This is a genomic window from Citrobacter sp. FDAARGOS_156 (genome assembly GCF_001559235.2).
Lineage (GTDB): Bacteria > Pseudomonadota > Gammaproteobacteria > Enterobacterales > Enterobacteriaceae > Citrobacter > Citrobacter youngae.
This window is the reverse complement of sequence record NZ_CP014030.2, coordinates 2,622,292-2,642,377: the sequence shown is the minus strand read 5'-3', so window position 1 is coordinate 2,642,377 and position 20,086 is coordinate 2,622,292. Positions and strand designations below refer to the sequence as shown.

The 20,086-nt window shown below is 51.6% G+C and carries 18 protein-coding genes; 6 read left to right on the top strand and 12 right to left on the bottom strand.

The window, feature by feature from the left end; genetic code table 11:
• Nucleotides 1-14: 14 nt before the first annotated feature.
• Together AL515_RS12895 and AL515_RS12890 are read right to left on the bottom strand one after the other, a co-directional pair.
• Nucleotides 15-1,400 (bottom strand): NarK family nitrate/nitrite MFS transporter, encoded by a 1,386-nt coding sequence (locus AL515_RS12895; RefSeq protein ID WP_061067911.1) that lies wholly within the window; start codon nucleotides 1,398-1,400, stop codon nucleotides 15-17.
• A gap of 211 nt (nucleotides 1,401-1,611) precedes the next feature.
• Nucleotides 1,612-2,190 (bottom strand): TetR family transcriptional regulator, encoded by a 579-nt coding sequence (locus tag AL515_RS12890; RefSeq protein ID WP_048211640.1) that lies wholly within the window; start codon nucleotides 2,188-2,190, stop codon nucleotides 1,612-1,614.
• Between the two features lie 117 nt (nucleotides 2,191-2,307).
• On the opposite strand from AL515_RS12890, the gene AL515_RS12885 reads away from it, so the two are divergent.
• Nucleotides 2,308-3,795, top strand: a complete 1,488-nt coding sequence (locus AL515_RS12885; RefSeq protein ID WP_061067910.1) for an MFS transporter — start codon at nucleotides 2,308-2,310, stop codon at nucleotides 3,793-3,795.
• Here the strand turns inward: AL515_RS12885 and AL515_RS12880 are convergent, their stop codons facing one another.
• The 3 genes from AL515_RS12880 to yddG form a co-directional block, all read right to left on the bottom strand.
• Nucleotides 3,796-4,176: a GFA family protein gene (locus tag AL515_RS12880; protein WP_086523677.1), complete on the bottom strand. Its 381-nt coding sequence runs from the start codon at nucleotides 4,174-4,176 to the stop codon at nucleotides 3,796-3,798.
• Between the two features lie 143 nt (nucleotides 4,177-4,319).
• Nucleotides 4,320-5,399 carry a porin OmpD gene (gene ompD / locus AL515_RS12875; protein ID WP_048211642.1) on the bottom strand — a complete coding sequence of 360 codons (1,080 nt, stop codon included), beginning with the start codon at nucleotides 5,397-5,399 and terminating at the stop codon, nucleotides 4,320-4,322.
• Between the two features lie 458 nt (nucleotides 5,400-5,857).
• Complete coding sequence (gene yddG, locus AL515_RS12865; RefSeq protein WP_048211643.1) at nucleotides 5,858-6,739, bottom strand: aromatic amino acid efflux DMT transporter YddG; 882 nt, start codon at nucleotides 6,737-6,739, stop codon at nucleotides 5,858-5,860.
• A gap of 286 nt (nucleotides 6,740-7,025) precedes the next feature.
• Here yddG and fdnG point away from each other — a divergent pair, with 286 nt between their 5' ends.
• From fdnG to AL515_RS12845, 4 genes are all read left to right on the top strand, one after another.
• Nucleotides 7,026-10,073, top strand: coding sequence for a formate dehydrogenase-N subunit alpha (gene fdnG / locus AL515_RS12860; protein WP_105242173.1), 3,048 nt, complete (start codon nucleotides 7,026-7,028; stop codon nucleotides 10,071-10,073).
• Nucleotides 10,074-10,085: 12 nt separating this feature from the next.
• Nucleotides 10,086-10,970: a formate dehydrogenase N subunit beta gene (fdnH, locus tag AL515_RS12855; protein ID WP_003833024.1), complete on the top strand. Its 885-nt coding sequence runs from the start codon at nucleotides 10,086-10,088 to the stop codon at nucleotides 10,968-10,970.
• The gene (fdnI, locus tag AL515_RS12850) at nucleotides 10,963-11,619 is read left to right on the top strand and encodes a formate dehydrogenase-N subunit gamma (RefSeq protein ID WP_061067908.1); all 657 of its coding nucleotides are present in this window, start codon (nucleotides 10,963-10,965) and stop codon (nucleotides 11,617-11,619) included. The genes fdnH and fdnI overlap by 8 nt, the downstream gene beginning before the upstream one ends.
• 128 nt (nucleotides 11,620-11,747) lie before the next feature.
• Nucleotides 11,748-12,350 (top strand): inorganic diphosphatase, encoded by a 603-nt coding sequence (locus tag AL515_RS12845; protein WP_061067907.1) that lies wholly within the window; start codon nucleotides 11,748-11,750, stop codon nucleotides 12,348-12,350.
• Nucleotides 12,351-12,393: 43 nt separating this feature from the next.
• Here the strand turns inward: AL515_RS12845 and AL515_RS12840 are convergent, their stop codons facing one another.
• The 5 genes from AL515_RS12840 to sra all read right to left on the bottom strand — a co-directional run bounded on the left by AL515_RS12840 (nucleotide 12,394) and on the right by sra (nucleotide 17,180).
• The gene (locus AL515_RS12840) at nucleotides 12,394-12,678 is read right to left on the bottom strand and encodes a HigA family addiction module antitoxin (protein ID WP_048211649.1); all 285 of its coding nucleotides are present in this window, start codon (nucleotides 12,676-12,678) and stop codon (nucleotides 12,394-12,396) included.
• Entirely contained in the window at nucleotides 12,678-12,956 is a 279-nt protein-coding gene (locus AL515_RS12835) for a type II toxin-antitoxin system RelE/ParE family toxin (protein ID WP_048212587.1), read from the bottom strand. The genes AL515_RS12840 and AL515_RS12835 overlap by 1 nt, the downstream gene beginning before the upstream one ends.
• Before the next feature lie 181 nt (nucleotides 12,957-13,137).
• Nucleotides 13,138-14,853: an ABC-F family ATP-binding cassette domain-containing protein gene (locus AL515_RS12830; protein ID WP_061067906.1), complete on the bottom strand. Its 1,716-nt coding sequence runs from the start codon at nucleotides 14,851-14,853 to the stop codon at nucleotides 13,138-13,140.
• 309 nt (nucleotides 14,854-15,162) lie between these two features.
• Nucleotides 15,163-16,860, bottom strand: coding sequence for a malate dehydrogenase (gene maeA / locus AL515_RS12825; protein ID WP_048211651.1), 1,698 nt, complete (start codon nucleotides 16,858-16,860; stop codon nucleotides 15,163-15,165).
• A gap of 179 nt (nucleotides 16,861-17,039) precedes the next feature.
• On the bottom strand, nucleotides 17,040-17,180 hold the full coding sequence (sra, locus tag AL515_RS12820) for a stationary-phase-induced ribosome-associated protein (protein ID WP_005126806.1): 141 nt from the start codon (nucleotides 17,178-17,180) through the stop codon (nucleotides 17,040-17,042).
• 227 nt (nucleotides 17,181-17,407) lie between these two features.
• Here sra and osmC point away from each other — a divergent pair, with 227 nt between their 5' ends.
• Nucleotides 17,408-17,839 carry a peroxiredoxin OsmC gene (osmC, locus tag AL515_RS12815; protein WP_048211652.1) on the top strand — a complete coding sequence of 144 codons (432 nt, stop codon included), beginning with the start codon at nucleotides 17,408-17,410 and terminating at the stop codon, nucleotides 17,837-17,839.
• A gap of 47 nt (nucleotides 17,840-17,886) precedes the next feature.
• Here osmC and AL515_RS12810 read toward each other — a convergent pair whose 3' ends face one another.
• Together AL515_RS12810 and AL515_RS12805 are read right to left on the bottom strand one after the other, a co-directional pair.
• Nucleotides 17,887-18,657: a 3-hydroxybutyrate dehydrogenase gene (locus AL515_RS12810; protein ID WP_061067905.1), complete on the bottom strand. Its 771-nt coding sequence runs from the start codon at nucleotides 18,655-18,657 to the stop codon at nucleotides 17,887-17,889.
• A gap of 11 nt (nucleotides 18,658-18,668) precedes the next feature.
• A complete protein-coding gene (locus tag AL515_RS12805) occupies nucleotides 18,669-20,063 on the bottom strand; it encodes a GntP family permease (protein ID WP_197081310.1) in 1,395 nt (464 codons plus the stop codon).
• Nucleotides 20,064-20,086: the final 23 nt, after the last annotated feature.

Sequence of the window (20,086 nt, the reverse complement as noted above, 5' to 3'; positions counted from 1 at the left end):
AGGCCAAAAGATGACTATTTTTTTTGTGATTTCCGGCCGTATACCAGCCAGGTCACCAGTACGCAGACGATGTAGAACACAAGGAATATTTTCATGGCACCTACCGGAGACCCGGTCAGCGCCAGCGATGAACCAAACGCTTTCGGGATAAAGAAGCCCCCGACAGCGCCAATTGCGGAGATAAAACCCAGTGCGGCTGCGGTATCGGTTACCGCCTCACGCTGGGCCTGTTCTTCAGTACCACCGTGCAGCTTCACCCGGTAAATGGTGATTTTGCGAAAGATCACCGCAATCATCTGGAAGGTCGAACCGCTGCCCAGTCCTGCGGTCAGGAACAAGCCCATAAACACCAGATAGAAGGCAACAAAACTTCCTTCTCCGGAGCCGGGAAGGGTAAGAAACAGCAGGGCACTAAACAGCGCCATAAAGATGAAGTTGATTAACGTGACGCGCACGCCGCCGAACTTGTCAGAGATCACGCCGCCAGCCGAACGCGCAAGCGCGCCGATGAACGGGCCGAAGAACGCCAGTTGCAGAATATTCACGTCAGGGAATTGTGTTTTCGCCAGCATGGCAAAGCCGGCCGAGAAACCGATAAATGAACCGAAGGTGGCGAGATACAGCAGGCTTAGCAGCCACAGATGAAAGCGTTTGAGGACCGGTAGTTGAGAGGCGATTGAGGCCTTCGAACTGGCGATGTCATTCATTCCCACGCCCGCAGCCAGCGTTGAGAGCAGCAGCAGCGGAACCCAAATCCATGCGGCGTTTGCCAGTGACAGTAAAGAACCGTCAGGCTGCGGCACGCCTTGTACCCCTAAAAAGGTAAATAGGGGCAGGAAAATGACTAACGGCGCGATTAACTGCATCACGCTGACACCAAGGTTACCGAGCCCGCCGTTAACACCTAGCGCACTGCCTTGCTTCGCTTTCGGGAAGAAAAAGCTGATATTACCCATGCTGGAGGCAAAGTTAGCGCCAGCAAAACCACACATCAGCGCAATAATAATAAATACGCCAAACGGAGTAGCGGTATTTTGCACGGCAAATCCGAGCCAAAGGCAGGGAATGACCAGAATAATGGTGCTAAAAATGGTCCAACGGCGTCCACCAAATATAGGTACCATAAAGGAGTAGGGGACTCGCAATATTGCGCCTGAAAGAGAAGGCAATGCGGTTAATAAAAACAGTTGGTCGGTGGTGAAATTAAAGCCAATTTTATTCAAATTGACGGCCACAGCACTGAACAACATCCAGACACAGAACGCCAGCAACAGACAACTCACTGATATACATAGGTTTCTTCGGGCAATGTGCTTACCTTTATTTTCCCAAAAGGCGGGGTTCTCCGGTTTCCAGTCAGTTAAAAGATAACGATTATTTTTCTCATTTGATGCTGACATATTATTCTCCATGCACATGCCGTTCATGAAAAAGAAATAAACGCATACAGCGCCGCGCGAGTTCTTTTAGAAACTATTGAAAAGTTTTGGGAATATTGACTGAAAGAATAGATAAAAAAGCGCAATAACGCGGCGCGTCAGAGGAATAACACGTTGCTTAAGTGTTACTAATTGTAAATTGAAAAGGTGTATTGTTAATTCATGTATAACATCAAATAAATAACTCCAGCGTTATCATGCGATCCAGGTGGCGCTCGAACGCTGGATCGGCCATTTCCTCAATGCCTAATACATAGATACCATCCAGACCGCATACCAACGCAATTAAACGCCAGGCCACATCGGCGGCATCTGGGGTGGATGAAAACTCACCGGCCTTCTGTCCCTGAGTGATAATATTCGCGGTTTCCTCGTGCCACATCCGCATGGTCAGCAGGTAAGCGCTTTTGATTTCCGGATCTTTATCCGCCAGAACCTGTGCTTCACGCCACAGTTTTATATAGGGTTCGAACCCACCGTCTTCACTTCCCAACATGGCATGGAGTCGTTCACGGTAAGTTGCGTTTTCACTGACCAGTTCGGCATCGAGAAGGGTGCGAATCAGGCGGACAAAGGCCTGGGATTTAAGCTCACCGGCAGACGTAAAATGATGATGCAGTTGCCCGGTCGCTACCTGAGCCTCTGTGGCAATACGTCTAACCGTCATGGCGGAAAATCCTTCTTCAAGCGCCACGCGCATTGCCGCCTGCAGGATCACTTCCCGACGTTCATCCCGATTCATATAGCTCATGCTTCCTCCCTATATTCACATTATTGCCAGTTTAACAAAAAGTTGGACATACGTTCAATTTTCCGTAGGATCGCTAAAGCTGGACATGTGTCCAGTTTCAGTTTTGTAGGGAGTTTTATGTTTCGTCAGTGGTTAACGTTAGTGATTATTGTGCTGGTCTACATCCCTGTTGCGATTGATGCAACGGTGCTGCACGTTGCCGCGCCCACGCTGAGTATGACGCTGGGTGCCAGTGGTAACGAGCTGCTGTGGATCATTGATATCTATTCTCTGGTAATGGCCGGTATGGTGTTACCGATGGGGGCGTTGGGCGATCGCATCGGTTTTAAGCGCTTGCTGATACTAGGGGGTGGGCTATTTGGTCTGGCTTCGCTGGCTGCCGCGTTTGCTCACAGTGCCGGCTGGCTAATCGCAACCCGGGCCGTGTTGGCTATTGGTGCGGCGATGATCGTTCCGGCGACGCTGGCAGGTATTCGCGCCACCTTTGCCGAACAACGTCATCGTAATATGGCGCTCGGCGTTTGGGCTGCCGTCGGTTCAGGCGGTGCAGCATTTGGTCCCTTAGTCGGTGGTATGTTGCTGGAGCATTTCTACTGGGGCTCAGTGTTCTTAATCAATGTGCCCATTGTTCTGGTGGTGATGACATTGACCGCACGTTACGTGCCGCGCCAGACTGGACGCCGCGATCAGTCGTTAAATTTTGGCCATGCGATTATGTTGATCGTGGCGATTTTACTGCTGGTTTACAGTGCTAAAACGGCGCTAAAAGGGCATATGGCGACCGGGGTTATCGTATTGACACTGTTAACAGGAGCCGTGCTGCTGTGGAAATTTGTTCGTATTCAGCTCGCGGCCTCACGTCCGATGATTGATATGCGGTTGTTCACCCATCGCATTATCTTAAGCGGCGTGGTAATGGCGATGACTGCGATGATCACCCTGGTGGGATTTGAGCTGTTGATGGCCCAGGAATTACAGTTTGTTCACGGTTTAACTCCGTATCAGGCGGGACTGTTTATGCTACCCGTCATGCTGGCGAGTGGCTTCAGCGGCCCGATTGCCGGTATGTTGGTTTCACGGCTGGGATTGCGCTGCGTGGCAACGGCAGGTATGGCGTTGAGTGCGGTCAGTTTCTACGGTCTGGCAATGACGGATTTCAGCACTCAGCAGATCCAGGCCTGGATATTAATGGCGTTACTGGGGTTCAGTGCCGCCAGTGCGCTACTGGCCTCAACGGCGGCCATTATGGCGGCAGCCCCGGCTGAAAAAGCCGCTGCGGCGGGGGCTATCGAAACCATGGCCTATGAATTGGGGGCCGGTCTTGGGATCGCGATTTTTGGTCTCTTGCTAAGCCGTAGTTTTTCCGCATCGATTCTACCGCCTGCCGGCCTCAGTGCGCAGGATCTGGAACGTGCTTCATCGTCAATGGGTGAAGCGGTGCAATTAGCACATTCTCTTTCGCCGTCTCTTAGCGACGCGTTGCTTGCAGCTGCCAGAGAAGCATTTACCTGGTCGCACAGCGTGGCATTGAGCAGCGCTGGCAGCATGCTTATCGTATTAGCGGTAGGGATGTGGTTCAGCCTGGCAAAAGTGAACCATCAATAACTAGTGAGCTAAATGACAGGGGTAATCCATCGCTTCGACTTCTTTTCCACTCAGGCGAGCGTATTGCCCCGTCAACCGCCAGAACGCAGGCTGTGTTTCGGTATAGATTTCAGCCGCCAGAATCAGACGGCGGCGATCCACCTCATTCAGCTCCAGCAATGTCCACGGAATAAAGTAGCGGTCGCTATCGGTCAGCGTAAACCACAAGGGGCATCCACAGCCGGAACAGAAGAAACGTTCTCCGCGCGTTGATGAGGGAAAGTGCGAAGGTTCTGCTGAATCAGGGGAAAGTAGTGGATGACCGCTGGCTTCCAGATACATGGCGACACCACCGGACCATTTCTGGCACAGCGTGCAGTGGCAGGCATAGACATCAAGCATTTCGACGTTTACGGTAAAATGACTCTGTCCGCAAAGACAACGACCAGTGAACGTCTGCACGGCATACTCCTTATGACCGAGTCTACATCAAGAGAAAAAGCCAGCCCTGGATGGACTGGCTTTGTATTCAACTTACAACAAAATTAGAACTGGTAGTTCAGACCAACTGCCACGATGTTGTCAGTGCTAACACGTGCGTCAGAAGTGAATTTGTTGTCGTCCAGCAGGTTGATTTTGTAATCAACGAAGGTAGACATGTTTTTGTTGAAGTAGTAGGTCGCACCCAGATCAACGTATTCAACCAGATCCTGGTCGCCGTAAACACCCAGATCTTTACCTTTGGATTTCAGGTAAGCGATGGACGGACGCAGACCGAAGTCGAACTGGTACTGAGCAACAACTTCAAAGTTCTGCGCTTTGTTAGCAATACCGTCTACTTTACCGAACGTGGTCATGTTGCGGGTTTCAGAGTAGGTAGTTGCCAGGTAGATGTTGTTCGCATCATATTTCAGGCCAGCAGCCCATACTTCTGCGTTTTTACCGGAAGCGTAGAATTCGTTGTTGCCATTACGCATCTGGTCATCAGTACGGTCAGATTTCGCATAGGTCGCACCGATGCCGAAGCCTTCGTATTCATAAGTAGAAGACAGACCGAAACCGTCACCGTTCGCTTCAACGTCGCTGCTACGGTCGTTTTTGCCCTGATACTGAGCAGCAAAGTTCAGACCTTCAACCAGACCGAAGAAGTCAGTGTTACGGTAAGTTGCAACGCCGGTAGCACGCTGAGTCATGAAGACGTCAGTCTGGGTCCAGGTATCACCGCCGAATTCCGGCAGGACGTCAGTCCATGCGCCGATGTCGTAGGCTACGCCGTAGTTACGACCGTAGTCGAAAGAACCGTATTCAGCGAATTTCAGGCCAGCGAATGCCAGACGGGTTTTGTCTGCTTCAGAACCTTGATCTTCAGAACGGTTGCCTTTGAATTCATATTCCCACTGGCCGAAACCAACCAGTTGGTCGTTGATCTGAGTTTCGCCTTTGAAGCCCAGACGCGCGTAAGTTTTGTCACCATCGCTGCTGGTATCGTCAGAGAAGTAATGCTGAGCGTGAACTTTACCGTACAGATCCAGTTTGTTACCGTCTTTGTTATAAATCTCAGCTGCGTTTACCGCACCCGCTGCCAACAGGGTAGTCACTGCCACTGCAACTAATTTAAGTTTCATTCTAAATAATCCTTATAATTTTTTCTTGGTGTGTTTCCTAAACCATTGCTAAACGAGGCCGTTCATCAATGACGAACTATTTTTAAATGACGATGTGGTATTAGTTCAATAATAAGTTTCATAATATTGCGGAATATTTGAATTTGTGTGATCTAGATCTACATAATACAGCTGATTATATTAATATTAATATGTGACCTTTTGTTGGGATATATTTTCGGCGGGGACTATTGTGCTGGTTATGGTTTACTAATCGTTAGTAACCTATGTAAAATATATACAACCGGAGGGTTATAGGTAAACATATAATATTTTCGGTTGTTGATTAATTACCAGTTACTTAACATTTAATTAAACAAATAAAAACATAATACACAAGCGAAATGTACAATTATTATCCGTTAACTGACCAGAGTGTAGCCGGGTTCTATCTCTATGCCAGAAACCCGGCCTGATTTCTATATCCGACGTGTTGCCAGCCAGCACAGTAGTGAGCCAGCACAGACCATCAGTGCGCCTTGCCAGAACGAGAACGACAGCGGGGCGCTGAGCAATACAGCAGCCAGGGCAGAAGAAAGCACTGGGGTGAAATAAGACCCTACTGCCATGACAGTGACATTTCCGTGTAAAATTCCGATATTCCAGGCCGCATAGGCAAATCCTAGTGTTAATGCAGCTGTGAACATCTTAATGGTCACCGGTGTGCTGAAAACCATTTCTGGTTGTGGCGTCATAAAATAGTAGGCCCACAAACTTGCCGCCGTCAGTAAAACAAAAACGGTGATACCGTTAAACCCTTTCGCAAATTTATTAGTGACAGTGCAATACGTTGCCCAGATAAAAGCGCCCAAGAATGCGAGAAAATAACTCAGCGGGCTACTGGCAATGTTGCTGATAATTTCACCTGGATTTAGACCGTTCTCGCCACCTAAAACCCAACAGACTCCGGTCAATGCGAGAATTAATCCTGGAATAATCATCCAGTTTGTTTTTTGACCATTAAATAATATAGCAAACAAAATCGTCAGACTTGGCCAGAGATAATTGACCATTCCTACTTCTATTGCCTGGTGTCGGGTAGCGGCATAACCTAATGCCAACGCCAGGCAAATTTCATAGCTGACAAAAAGCACGCTACCGGCGATTAAATAACGAACAGGTATTTTTCTAATATTTGGAAATCCGACGGTAAATATCAGCAGCAGGCCGCTTAGCGAGAAGATCATCGCTGCGCCGCCCGCTGGCCCGAGACCTTCGCTTACCCCACGAATCAACCCCACCATCGTGCTCCACAGCACAATGGCGATGAGCCCGATTAACGTTGCTTTTTGTTTTGTCATGCTGTTTGTCTGTCCGTCGTCCTGGCAAAAATGAAGCTGAAATTTATAGCACTTTTACGTCAGCACGGGCTAACTAATTAGCTTTTAGCTAACCCCTTGTGGGTATACAGGTTACACAAACTGCACTATTTAGTAGCGGAACCGTTTCGTTATTGATTTGACGCAAAAAAAATATGGATATAGCTGTTAGTTTCGTCGCGAAGTTGTACATGTCATCTTTCAGACTGCCGCGCTGGCGCAAGGTGAAAGATGTCTTGTACGAACCCCTGTAAAAAAGAGGAAAGCAATGGACGTCAGCCGCAGACAATTCTTTAAAATCTGCGCGGGCGGTATGGCGGGAACAACAGTGGCCGCACTGGGTTTTGCACCCAAAATGGCACTGGCTCAGGCGCGAAACTACAAACTGTTACGCGCAAAAGAGATCCGAAACACCTGCACATACTGTTCCGTAGGTTGCGGGCTATTAATGTATAGCCTTGGTGATGGAGCAAAAAACGCCAAAGAGTCGATTTATCATATCGAAGGGGATCCGGATCATCCGGTGAGCCGTGGGGCACTTTGTCCTAAGGGCGCAGGATTACTGGATTACGTGCACAGCGAAAGCCGTTTACGCTACCCGGAATATCGCGCTCCCGGTTCCGACAAATGGCAACGCATCAGTTGGGATGAAGCTTTCTCCCGCATAGCAAAACTGATGAAAGCAGACCGTGACGCCAACTTTATTGAGAAGAATGAGCAGGGCGTGACGGTAAACCGCTGGCTTTCAACCGGGATGCTGTGTGCATCTGCGGCGAGTAATGAAACCGGCATGCTGACGCAAAAATTCGTGCGCTCACTCGGCATGCTGGCGGTAGACAACCAGGCACGCGTCTGACACGGACCAACGGTAGCAAGTCTTGCTCCAACATTTGGTCGCGGTGCGATGACCAACCACTGGGTTGATATCAAAAACGCTAACGTCGTAATGGTGATGGGCGGTAACGCCGCTGAAGCACATCCGGTGGGATTCCGCTGGGCGATGGAAGCTAAAAACAACAATGATGCTACGCTGATTGTTGTCGATCCCCGTTTTACCCGTACAGCGTCGGTGGCGGATATCTATGCGCCGATTCGCTCCGGCACGGACATTACGTTCCTTTCCGGCGTATTACTGTATCTGATTGAAAATAACAAAATCAATGCTGAATACGTTAAGCACTACACCAACGCCAGCCTGCTGGTGCGGGATGATTTTGCTTTTGAAGACGGTTTGTTCAGCGGTTACGACGCCAAAAAACGTCAATATGATAAGTCGTCCTGGAACTACCAGTTCGATGAAAATGGCTACGCAAAACGCGATGAAACCTTAAGCCATCCCCGTTGCGTGTGGAACCTGCTCAAACAGCACGTTTCCCGTTATACGCCGGATGTGGTGGAAAACATCTGCGGTACGCCGAAAGCCGACTTCCTGAAAGTGTGTGAAGTTCTGGCCTCCACCAGTGCTGCCGATCGTACCACGACCTTCCTGTACGCGCTGGGCTGGACACAACATACCGTTGGGGCGCAGAACATCCGCACCATGGCGATGATCCAGTTGCTGCTCGGTAACATGGGGATGGCCGGTGGCGGCGTAAACGCATTACGCGGTCACTCCAACATTCAGGGCTTAACCGACTTGGGTCTGTTATCAACCAGCCTGCCCGGTTATCTGACGCTGCCGTCAGAAAAGCAGACTGATCTGCAAACCTATCTGGCCGCCAATACACCCAAAGCGACGCTGGCCTCCCAGGTGAACTACTGGGGCAACTATCCGAAGTTCTTCGTTAGTTTGATGAAATCTTTCTACGGCGATGCGGCACAGAAAGAAAACGACTGGGGCTTTGAATGGCTGCCGAAGTGGGATCAGTCCTACGACGTCATCAAATATTTCAACATGATGGATAGCGGGAAAGTTACCGGCTACATCTGTCAGGGCTTTAACCCGGTTGCGTCCTTCCCGGACAAAAACAAAGTAGTACAGAGCCTCAGCAAACTGAAGTATCTGGTGGTTATTGATCCGCTGGTCACAGAAACGTCCACATTCTGGCAAAACCACGGCGAATCCAACGATGTCGATCCGGCGTCGATTCAGACTGAAGTTTTCCGTCTGCCATCCACCTGCTTTGCAGAAGAAGACGGCTCGATTGCTAACTCTGGCCGTTGGCTGCAGTGGCACTGGAAAGGTCAGGATGCACCAGGTGAAGCGCGTAATGACGGCGAAATTCTGGCCGGTATTTACCATCGTCTGCGCGACATGTATCGCACCGAAGGCGGTAAAGCTGTAGAGCCTGTGTTGAAAATGAGCTGGAACTATAAGGTGCCGGACGAACCGCATTCCGAGGAAGTGGCCAAAGAGAACAACGGCTATGCGCTGGAAGATCTCTATGATGCGAATGGCGTGCTGGTGGCGAAAAAAGGTCAGTTGCTCAACAGCTTTGCGCTCCTGCGTGACGACGGTACAACGTCATCCTCCTGCTGGATTTATACCGGTAGCTGGACCGAGCAGGGCAACCAGATGGCTAACCGCGATAACGCCGACCCATCAGGTCTGGGTAATACGCTGGGTTGGGCATGGGCATGGCCACTGAACCGTCGAGTACTGTACAACCGCGCTTCGGCAGACCCGCAGGGTAAACCGTGGGATCCGAAACGGATGTTGATCCAGTGGAACGGTACTAAGTGGACCGGAAACGATATCCCTGACTTCAACAACGCCGCACCGGGTAGTGGCACCAATCCGTTTATCATGCAGCCGGAAGGGCTGGGGCGTCTGTTTGCTATCGATAAGCTGGCGGAAGGGCCGTTCCCGGAACACTACGAGCCGATGGAAACGCCGCTGGGTACGAACCCGCTGCACCCGAACGTGATCTCCAACCCCGCAGCGCGTCTGTACGAAGCGGATGCCTTGCGTATGGGGACGAAGCAGGACTTCCCATACGTCGGAACCACCTATCGTCTGACCGAGCATTTCCACACCTGGACCAAACACGCACTGTTAAATGCGATTGCCCAGCCAGAGCAGTTTGTGGAAATCAGCGAAACGCTGGCGTCAGCAAAAGGTATCGGCAACGGCGACTACGTGAAAGTCAGCAGCAAGCGTGGATTTATTCGCGCAGTTGCGGTGGTCACCCGTCGTCTGCAAACCCTGAACGTCAACGGTCAGAAGGTTGAAACCGTAGGGATCCCGATCCACTGGGGCTTTGAAGGAGTCGCGCGTAAAGGATTTATTGCCAACACCCTGACGCCGAACGTCGGTGATGCAAACTCGCAAACGCCGGAATACAAAGCGTTTTTAGTTAACATCGAGAAGGCGTAAGGGGGCGAATATATGTCTATGGAAACGCAGGACATCATCAAAAGGTCCGCAACAAACTCCATCACGCCGCCACCTCAGGCCCGTGATTACAAAGCCGAAGTCGCAAAATTGATCGACGTTTCCACCTGTATAGGCTGTAAAGCCTGTCAGGTGGCCTGCTCAGAGTGGAACGATATCCGCGATGAAGTGGGTCATTGCGTCGGGGTGTATGACAACCCCGCAGATCTAAGCGCCAAGTCCTGGACGGTGATGCGGTTTACCGAAACCGAACAGAACGGCAAGCTGGAATGGTTGATTCGTAAAGACGGCTGTATGCACTGTGAAGATCCGGGCTGCCTGAAGGCATGCCCGTCTGCCGGAGCAATCATCCAGTACGCGAACGGGATTGTTGATTTCCAGTCAGAGCATTGCATTGGTTGCGGGTACTGTATTGCCGGGTGTCCATTTAATATTCCGCGCCTCAATAAAGAGGATAACCGCGTGTATAAATGTACGCTGTGTGTGGATCGCGTCAGCGTCGGGCAGGAACCTGCCTGCGTGAAGACCTGTCCGACCGGGGCAATACATTTCGGCACCAAGCAGGAAATGCTGGAAATGGGCGAGCAGCGTGTGGCAAAACTGAAAGCACGCGGTTTCGAACATGCCGGTCTCTACAACCCGGAAGGTGTGGGAGGCACGCACGTCATGTACGTTCTGCATCATGCCAACCAGCCGGAGCTGTATCACGGCCTGCCGAAAGATCCGCAGATCGATACCTCTATCAATCTGTGGAAAGGGGCGCTGAAACCGCTGGCTGCTGCCGGATTTATCGCTACCTTCGCCGGGCTGATTTACCACTACATTGGCATCGGCCCGAATAAGGAAGTGGACGACGACGAGGAGGATCATCATGAGTAAGTCGAAAATGATTGTGCGCACGAAATTTATCGATCGCGCCTGTCACTGGACGGTGGTGATCTGCTTTTTCCTGGTGGCGCTGTCGGGGATTTCGTTTTTCTTCCCGACCCTACAATGGCTGACGCAAACCTTCGGTACGCCGCAGATGGGGCGTATTCTGCACCCCTTCTTTGGTTTGCTGATCTTCGTTGCGCTGATGTTCATGTTTGTGCGCTTTGTGCACCACAACATCCCGGATAAGAAAGATATTCCGTGGCTGAAAAACATTGTGGAAGTGCTGAAGGGCAATGAACACAAAGTGGCGGATGTGGGCAAATACAACGCCGGACAGAAAATGATGTTCTGGTCGATCATGAGCATGATTTTTGTGCTGCTGGTCACGGGCGTTATTATCTGGCGTCCATACTTTGCGCAGTTCTTCCCGATGCAGGTCGTGCGCTATAGCCTGCTGCTCCACGCCGCGGCGGGCATTATTCTGATGCACGCTATCCTCATCCATATGTATATGGCATTTTGGGTGAAAGGATCAATTAAAGGCATGGTTGAAGGGAAAGTGAGCCGTCGCTGGGCGAAGAAGCATCACCCGCGCTGGTATCGCGATGTTGAAAAGCTGGAAGCAAAGAAAGAGAGTGAAGAAGGGGTTAAGTAAACCTGATGCTTTCTGACAACAATGGCGCTGCGGATGTAGCGCCATTTTTTTGCCAAAAAAACGTCATGTTTCTGTCATTTGGTAAACGTAAGGTGTTGTCTTTCCAATAAGAGAAGAGTTAAAAGACAATGCATCTGGTGAAAAAACTACTCGCAGTCAGCGTGTTTCTCTGTGCGTCCGCTCAGGCGCAGAATATCCTCGAATTTCCGCAACCGGAGAATAACCCGGAAGAGTTTTATGCCGTGACTGAAATCCCGGCAGGCGGGATCATAAAATATGAAACCGACGCCAAAACCGGCTTTATCGTTGCCGATCGCTTCCAGTCAATGCCGGTTGCCTATCCGGCAAACTACGGCTCATTGACCCAGTCCCTGGCAGGTGACGGTGACCCGCTGGATGTGATTTTCTATACCCGGGCACCGCTGGCCCCGGGAACGCTGATCAAGTTGCGCGCGATTGGCGTGCTGAAGATGATTGATGGCGGGGAAAAGGACGATAAAATTGTCGCCGTGCCGGCCAGCAAAATTGACCCCACCTATGACGACATCAAAGAGTTGAGCGATTTGCCAAAGATCGAAGTGCAACGACTGGAGTCGTTTTTCCGCGTGTACAAAGAGTTGCCGGAAGGGCGTAAGAAGGTCGAATTAAACGGTTTCAACGACGCAGCTACGGCAAAGCAAGAGATCAAACAGGCCTGGGATGCCTGGAAAGAAAAACAGCCGAAACAGTAAATGAAATGCCGGATGGCGTTAGCGTATCCGGCATTCACTTTTATCACTGCGCTGCCAGCTTACGCAGGCGTGAAATATCCACGTTTTTTTTGGCCTCTGCCAGGCTCCAGGCATTTTGCAGGTTTAACCACATTTCGGGTGAACTGCCAATCACCACGGAGAGTTTAATCGCCATCTCAGGCGTTAGTGCCGCTTTCCCGGTTAATAGCCGACTTGCCGTTGAAGGTGCAATCTCCATCGCTCTGGCAAACTCGCGCAGGCTGACAGTGAGTTCGTCCAGCGCTTCCTGAATGATATCCCCAGGACGGGGATGATTTGCCATCTTCATCAATGATAGTCCTCGTAGTCCAGTATGTACGCGTCGCCATTGACGAATTCAAACGTAATACGCCAGTTACCTGAAACAGAAATTGCCCATCTGCCGTCACGCTCGCCCACCAAAGGATGTAGCTGATAACCGGGCATATTGATATCTGTAACCTTGTTTGCTGCATCAATAACGGCAAGTCTATGTCGTAATCGTCGGACATGTTTTGCCATAACGCCTGATGTTCGTCCATGAAGAAACAAATCGCGCAATCCCTTGTGTCTGAAGTTCATGATCATCCGTATCATCCTTGTTCCTTCAAGAGGAACACTACCATTAATGTTCCTTTAAGCGCAACACCAGGATTGCACTATTCAAAATTGTGCGGCGAATGCGCAGAAAGAGAAAGGGAGAAGGGGCATATCTGGAAAGCGCCACGCAAGAATTGCCGGATAGGCTTGCGCCATCCGGCAATAAAGATTACTCCAGTTGTGAATTCAGACGCTCAATCTCTTTACGCCATTGCGCTTGCAACAACGGCTTTTGATGTTTCGGCTTGCGGGCGAGATCGTCGGCCAGACGTTGCTCCAGCTCGAGGAGTTGTTCCAGCAATTCATCGCTGTCACCGCGTATTTCGGCCCTCGCTTCGACCACCGTTTTGGGAACGCTCATCTCCTCAGACGTTTCCCGAATACGATCGTTGATCGCGTCCAGATCGTGCCATTCGCTAAGTTCACCATTATCGATAAACCAGAACCTATTACAGCTTTGGCTGATAAGCTGACGGTCATGGCTGACCAGCAGCACGCCGCCGCTGAAACTTTGTAGCGTCTGCGCCAGCGCTTCTTTACCTTCCATATCCAGATGGTTGGTTGGTTCATCGAGCATCAGCAGGCTGTAGCGCGCAAGCGTAAGCCCGACAAACAGTAGCCTCGAACGCTCTCCACCGCTTAAGGTATTGATCCGCTGCTGATGGCGGACCCACGGGAAGCCCGCGCTAATCAGCGCCATCTTGCGAACATCAGGCTGCGGAGCAAACGGTTCGAGCGCATCAAACAACGTGTCGTCATCTGTGAGCTGGTGTAGCGTCTGATCGTAATACCCTAGTGTGACGCGAGAGTGCAACATCAGTGAGCACGATGCCATTTGCGACTGATATTGCTGCCAGATAAGCCGTAGCAGCGATGATTTCCCGCAACCATTGCGCCCAACAATTGCCACCCGGTCGCCACTTTTTATCCTGATCCCGGCGATGGAAAATAACGTCGCGGCGTCAGGGGCTGGTGAGACCGACAGGTTTGTCATTTCCAGCAGACGGTCGGCACGCAGGGCATCACCCTGCAATGTTAGTGTCCACTGACTTCCTGCGGTCACTTCCGTCTGAACATCCTTCAGGCGCTGCACCTGCTTTTCCATCTGCTTTGCTTTGCGGGACAAATCTTCGTTGTCATAGACACGCCCCCAGGTTGCCAGTCGTTTGGCACTGGCGGTAACGCGATCAATCTCCTTTTGTTCCGCCTTATAGCGCAGTGCATCGCTGGCATCTCTCTCAACCAGAGCCTGACGAGCGGCGCTGCAGGGAAGATCAAAAGCGTGCAGTGTGCGATCGCGCAGGATCCATGTTCCCTGCGTGACGGCATCAAGCAGTTGTGGATCATGGGACACCACCACGAAGCTGCCAGACCAGTTCTGTAAGAACTGCTCCAGCCATAGCAATGTCGGCAAATCCAGGTGGTTGCCAGGTTCGTCCAGTAGCATCAGGTCAGGGTTTCGCATTAGCGCACGCGCCAGCAGCAGGCGTGTGTGCTGTCCACCGCTCAGAGTTTGCGCTGTGAGATGCAAATTTTCCGGCGTAAAGCCCATTTCGGCAAGCAGTGCTTCAACCCGCCATTGTTGAGCCGCACGCTCATGCTCAGGAAGTTGAACGAGAACGGCCTCCTGCAGCGTAAGCGGCAGTATATCGTCCGGCAAGTGCTGCTCCACACGGGCGAGGTGGCAGTGATTCGCCTGCGCAATGGTTCCACTGGTGGGGGCGATGGTGCCATCAAGCAGTTTTAACAGCGTGCTTTTTCCGCAGCCGTTGTAGCCGATTAGCCCAATGCGGTCGCCTTTTTTGAGGGTAAATGAGAGATCGTCGAACAGGGTGCCGAATGCCGTATCAACGTGTAAGGATTGCGCGGTTAGTAATGTGCTCATTGTTGCTTACTCAAGAGTTACAGGCGTAAAAACGCCTCGTCAAACATCGCTGACGATAACCCGGTAAGCCCGAGAGAAGGGGATTTAGATGTTAGCTTCGCTCAAGCAGAAGTTATCGCAGCACGATACCGATAACGCTTGAGCACTGGCGATCGCCAAAAGCATGTGAAACGATGAAACGTTCACAGTACAGCATAAGTATCCTCCTTTTATATTTCCGAATGTTAATCGATGGTGAAAGTGTAAACGCAAGCTACTGGATTGCGCAAGTGTTGAACACCCGGCGGCAGAGCACCGCCGGGCAAACCGTCAAATAGAAGTACGACGGTAGTCGCGATATTCCGCCTGCCAGAAATTCTCGTCGATTGCCTGTTGCAGCGCTTCAGCGGAGGTTTTCACCGCCACGCCTTGCTGCTGGGCCATTTTACCGACGGCAAAGGCAATTGCGCGGGAAACGGTCTGAATATCTTTCAGTTCCGGTAACACCAGTCCTTCACCGTTCAGCACCAGCGGTGAATACTGCGCCAGCGTTTCGCTGGCCGACATCAGCATTTCATCGGTGATGCGTTTGGCGCCAGAGGCTATCACGCCAAGGCCGATACCCGGGAAGATGTACGCGTTATTACACTGGGCAATCGGGTAGATTTTATCTTTCCAGGCGACCGGGGCGAACGGGCTGCCGGTGGCAACCAGCGCGTTACCTTCGGTCCAGGCGATAATATCCTGTGGCGTGGCTTCAACGCGCGAGGTCGGGTTAGACAGCGGCATAACGATCGGACGCGGACAATGCTTGTGCATTTCGCGAATGATCTCTTCAGTAAACAGGCCAACCTGTCCGGAAACCCCGATCAGGATGTCAGGTTTAACGTTGCGGACCACGTCAAGCAACGACAGCACATCTTCTTGTGTATCCCAGTGCTGAAGATTTTCGCGTTTTTGCACCAGTTTGGTCTGGAAAGAGAGCAGGTTGGGCATTTTATCGGTTAACAGGCCGAAGCGATCGACCATGAACACGCGTTGACGCGCGGCTTCTTCGCTTAAACCTTCACGCTGGATTTGCGCGATGATCTGCTCGGCAATCCCGCAACCGGCGGAACCCGCCCCAAGGAAAACAATGTTCTGCTCGCTCAACTGGCTGCCGGCTGCACGGCTGGCCGCAATCAGCGTACCGACGGTAACCGCTGCGGTGCCCTGAATATCGTCGTTGAATGAGCAAATTTCATCGCGATAACGGGTCAGGAGCGGCATGGCGTTTTTCTGCGCGAAATCTTCAAACTGCAACAGCACATCAGGCCAGCGATGCTTCACGGCCTGGATGAATTCATCAACAAATTCGTAGTATTCATCATCAGTAATGCGCGGATTACGCCACCCCATGTACAGCGGATCGTTCAGCAATTGCTGGTTGTTGGTCCCGACGTCAAGTACCACCGGCAGGGTGTAAGCCGGACTAATCCCGCCACACGCGGTATACAGCGACAGCTTACCGATTGGAATACCCATCCCGCCGATCCCCTGATCGCCAAGACCAAGGATGCGTTCACCGTCGGTGACGACGATAACCTTGATATTGTGGTTCGGGACGTTTTGCAGAATATCGTCCATGTTGTGACGGTTCTGATACGAGATAAACACGCCGCGGGCGCGACGATAGATCTCAGAGAAGCGCTCACAGGCCGCGCCTACCGTTGGGGTGTAGATAACCGGCATCATCTCATCAAGATGATTATGCACCAGTCGATAGAACAGGGTTTCGTTGGTATCCTGGATGTTGCGCAGGTAAATATGTTTATCGATTTCGGTTTTGAATCCCTGATATTGGATCCAGGCACGTTCAGCCTGTTCTTCAATCGTCTCGACCACTTCCGGCAGTAACCCCAGCAGGTTGAAGTTACGGCGTTCTTCCACACTGAAAGCACTCCCTTTATTCAGTAAAGGGAATTCCAGCAGTACCGGGCCAGCGTAAGGGATGTAAAGGGAACGCAGTTTTTTAGTTTCGTTTTCCATGTCACTCACTCTTTTTTGAATAACCGTCCCTGGCACTCTTTATGATCGTATAGGGCCTGTCCGCCAGGGAAACGGGCGAAGTATAAAGCATTGTGAATGGGTTAAGGGGTTTTATAAGCAAAAACACCACTGCGGTTGCAATGGTGTTTATCTCGTTAATCAGTATGTCGTGCGGGAAACTATTTGCTGTCAGCGCGGCGTTTTCTTCCGGTAGGATTGTTGACCACGCTGGATTTGTCGCCTTCGGTCACGACTTTACGTTGATTGGAGATTTTGTGGTCCAGTCCAAGAATATGACGGGCCTGACGGTTCGATTTCATTCTAACTCCTTAATCCTGTTACTGGTTTCAAGGGCGAGCCCGCGTAAGAACGGACGAAATACAACCTGACAAAAAGCCGATGAGTAAACTAACGGCTCTCTGGATGGTCGGTCATTTTATCTGAAAGGTCAATGCTTAAGCAGGAAATGCAGAACTTTCCATTATGGTCATGCATTTTCCCATGAGGCCTATACTTGTTACTCCGATGACAACACAGGAGAGCGGTAATGACTATCCATAAGAAAGGTCAGGCCCACTGGGAAGGCGACATTAAACGCGGTAAAGGGACCGTGTCGACCGAAAGTGGCGTACTTAACCAGCAACCGTATGGATTTAATACACGTTTTGAAGGCGTCAAAGGCACTAACCCTGAAGAGTTGATTGGCGCAGCACATGCTGCCTGCTTCTCGATGGCACTGTCGTTGATGCTGGGCGAAGCAGGTTTTACGCCAGATGCCATTGATACGACTGCCGATGTTTCTCTGGATAAGGTGGATGCCGGTTTTGCTATCACCAAAGTGGCGTTACACAGCCAGGTGAGCGTTCCGGGGATAGACGCCGCTACGTTTGACGGCATTATTCAGAAAGCGAAAGCCGGATGCCCGGTGTCGCAGGTTCTGAAAGCGGAAATTACGCTGGATTATCAATTGAAATCTTAGTAATGGCGTGCCGGATGTGACCACGTCTTATCCGGCACCCGAGGGTATTACTGCGCCACCCAGCCGCCATCCATATTCCACGCTACGCCGCGCACCTGCGCTGCGCCGTCTGAGCACAGAAATAGCGCCAGCTCACCCAACTGTTCCGGCGTGACAAATTCGCGTGACGGCTGCTTTTCCGCCAGCAGAGCGTCACGCGCCGCAGCGGGCTCTACACCATCAGCAATACGTTTGTCGATCTGCTGTTGGACCAGCGGGGTCAACACCCAGCCGGGACACAGCGCATTGCAGGTGATTCCCGTCTGCGCGGTTTCAAGCGCAATGGTTTTGGTTAAACCCACCACGCCATGCTTCGCTGCCACATAAGCAGATTTGTCTTTTGAGGCCACCAGACCATGAACAGAGGCGATATTGATGATGCGTCCCCAGTTACGCGTACGCATGCCGGGAAGCGCCAGGCGCGTGGTATGAAAAACAGAAGAGAGGTTAATGGCGATAATCGCGTTCCACTTATCAACCGGAAAAGTCTCTACCGGTGAAACGTGCTGGATCCCGGCGTTGTTGACCAGAATATCCACACCACCGAATTCGCTTTCGGCATAACGCATCATGTCGGCAATTTGCGCTTCATCGCTTAAGTCCGCACCATGATAGCCTGGCGTTTTGCCATATTGCGCAACGGCATCTTTGGCGGCATCGACATCACCAAATCCGTTAAGGATCAGCGTCGCGCCCGCCTGCGCCAGTACCTGCGCGATGCCTAATCCGATACCGCTGGTCGAGCCGGTAACCAGGGCAACTTTTCCCGTTAAGTTCATGATGATTCTCCTTAAACAATTCCGGTGGTGTAGAAAACGCCGATTACAAACAGCACGGCCAGGCTTTTGATTACGGTGATGGCAAAAATCCCGCCGTACGCCTGACGATGGCTGAGGCCGGTAATCGCCAGCAGGGTAATGACCGCGCCGTTATGTGGCAGAGTGTCCATGCCGCCGCTTGCCATCGATGCGACGCGGTGGAAGACTTCAAGTGGAATATTGGCGGCATGGGCAGCAGCAATGAACGTATCAGACATCGCCGCGAGCGCAATACTCATCCCGCCGGATGCCGAGCCGGTGATCCCGGCAAGCGTGGTAATGCTGATCGCTTCATTGAGCAACGGATCGGGAATCGCAGCCAGCGCTTTTGACAACACCAGAAATCCCGGCAGGGCGGCGATAACCGCGCCAAAACCGTATTCTGATGCGGTATTCATCGCGGCCAGGATAGCGCCGCCAACCGCCGTTCGGCTGCCTTCCGCCAGGCGACCTTTTATATTGCGATAGCCGAACACCACCACCAGCAGGATCCCCGATATCAATGCCGCTTCTACCGCCCAAATAGCCGTAATTTTCCCCACTTCAGTGGTAATAGGTTTGGCAAGCCCCGGGAGTTCCAATTGATGCGTTGCGCCATACCACTGCGGGATCCAGCGGGTAAACAGCAGGTTAAACACACCCACCAGGATCAGCGGAGAAATAGCAATAATCGGGTTTGGCAGGTTAATGTTATCCGGCGTCTCCGGCTCGTTTAACAGCTCAGTGCCATAGCCTTCATTTTTAGCCTGCGCTTTCCGACGCTGGCGCTCGAGGTACATCAGGCCAACAAAGATAATAAAGAGCGAGCCAATCAGCCCCAGCCACGGCGCGGCCCAGGCGTTAGTCCCAAAGAAGCTGGTTGGAATGATGTTCTGGATCTGCGGCGTCCCCGGCAGGGCATCCATCGTGAAAGAGAATGCCCCCAGCGCCACGGTTGCCGGGATCAGGCGCTTCGGAATATTACTTTGACGGAACAGTTCAGCCGCGAACGGATACACCGCAAAGGCCACTACGAACAGCGACACACCGCCGTAGGTCAGGAGAGCACATACCAGCACAATCACCGGAATGGCGTGACGACGTCCGAGAATGTTGATGGCAGCAGCAACGATTGAACGGGAAAAACCGGATAACTCGATTAACTTGCCAAACACCGCTCCCAGCAGGAACACCGGGAAGTAAAGCTTTACAAAACCGACCATTTTTTCCATAAACAGACCGGTGAAGGCGGGGCCGACGGCGCTCGGTTCCGTAAGCAGAACAGCACCTAATGCCGCGATGGGGGCAAACAGGATAACGCTGTATCCGCGATAGGCTGCCAGCATCAGCAAGCCCAGCGCTGCCAGGGCGATTAATACACTCATCATGACTCCTTATTATTATAGTGGGG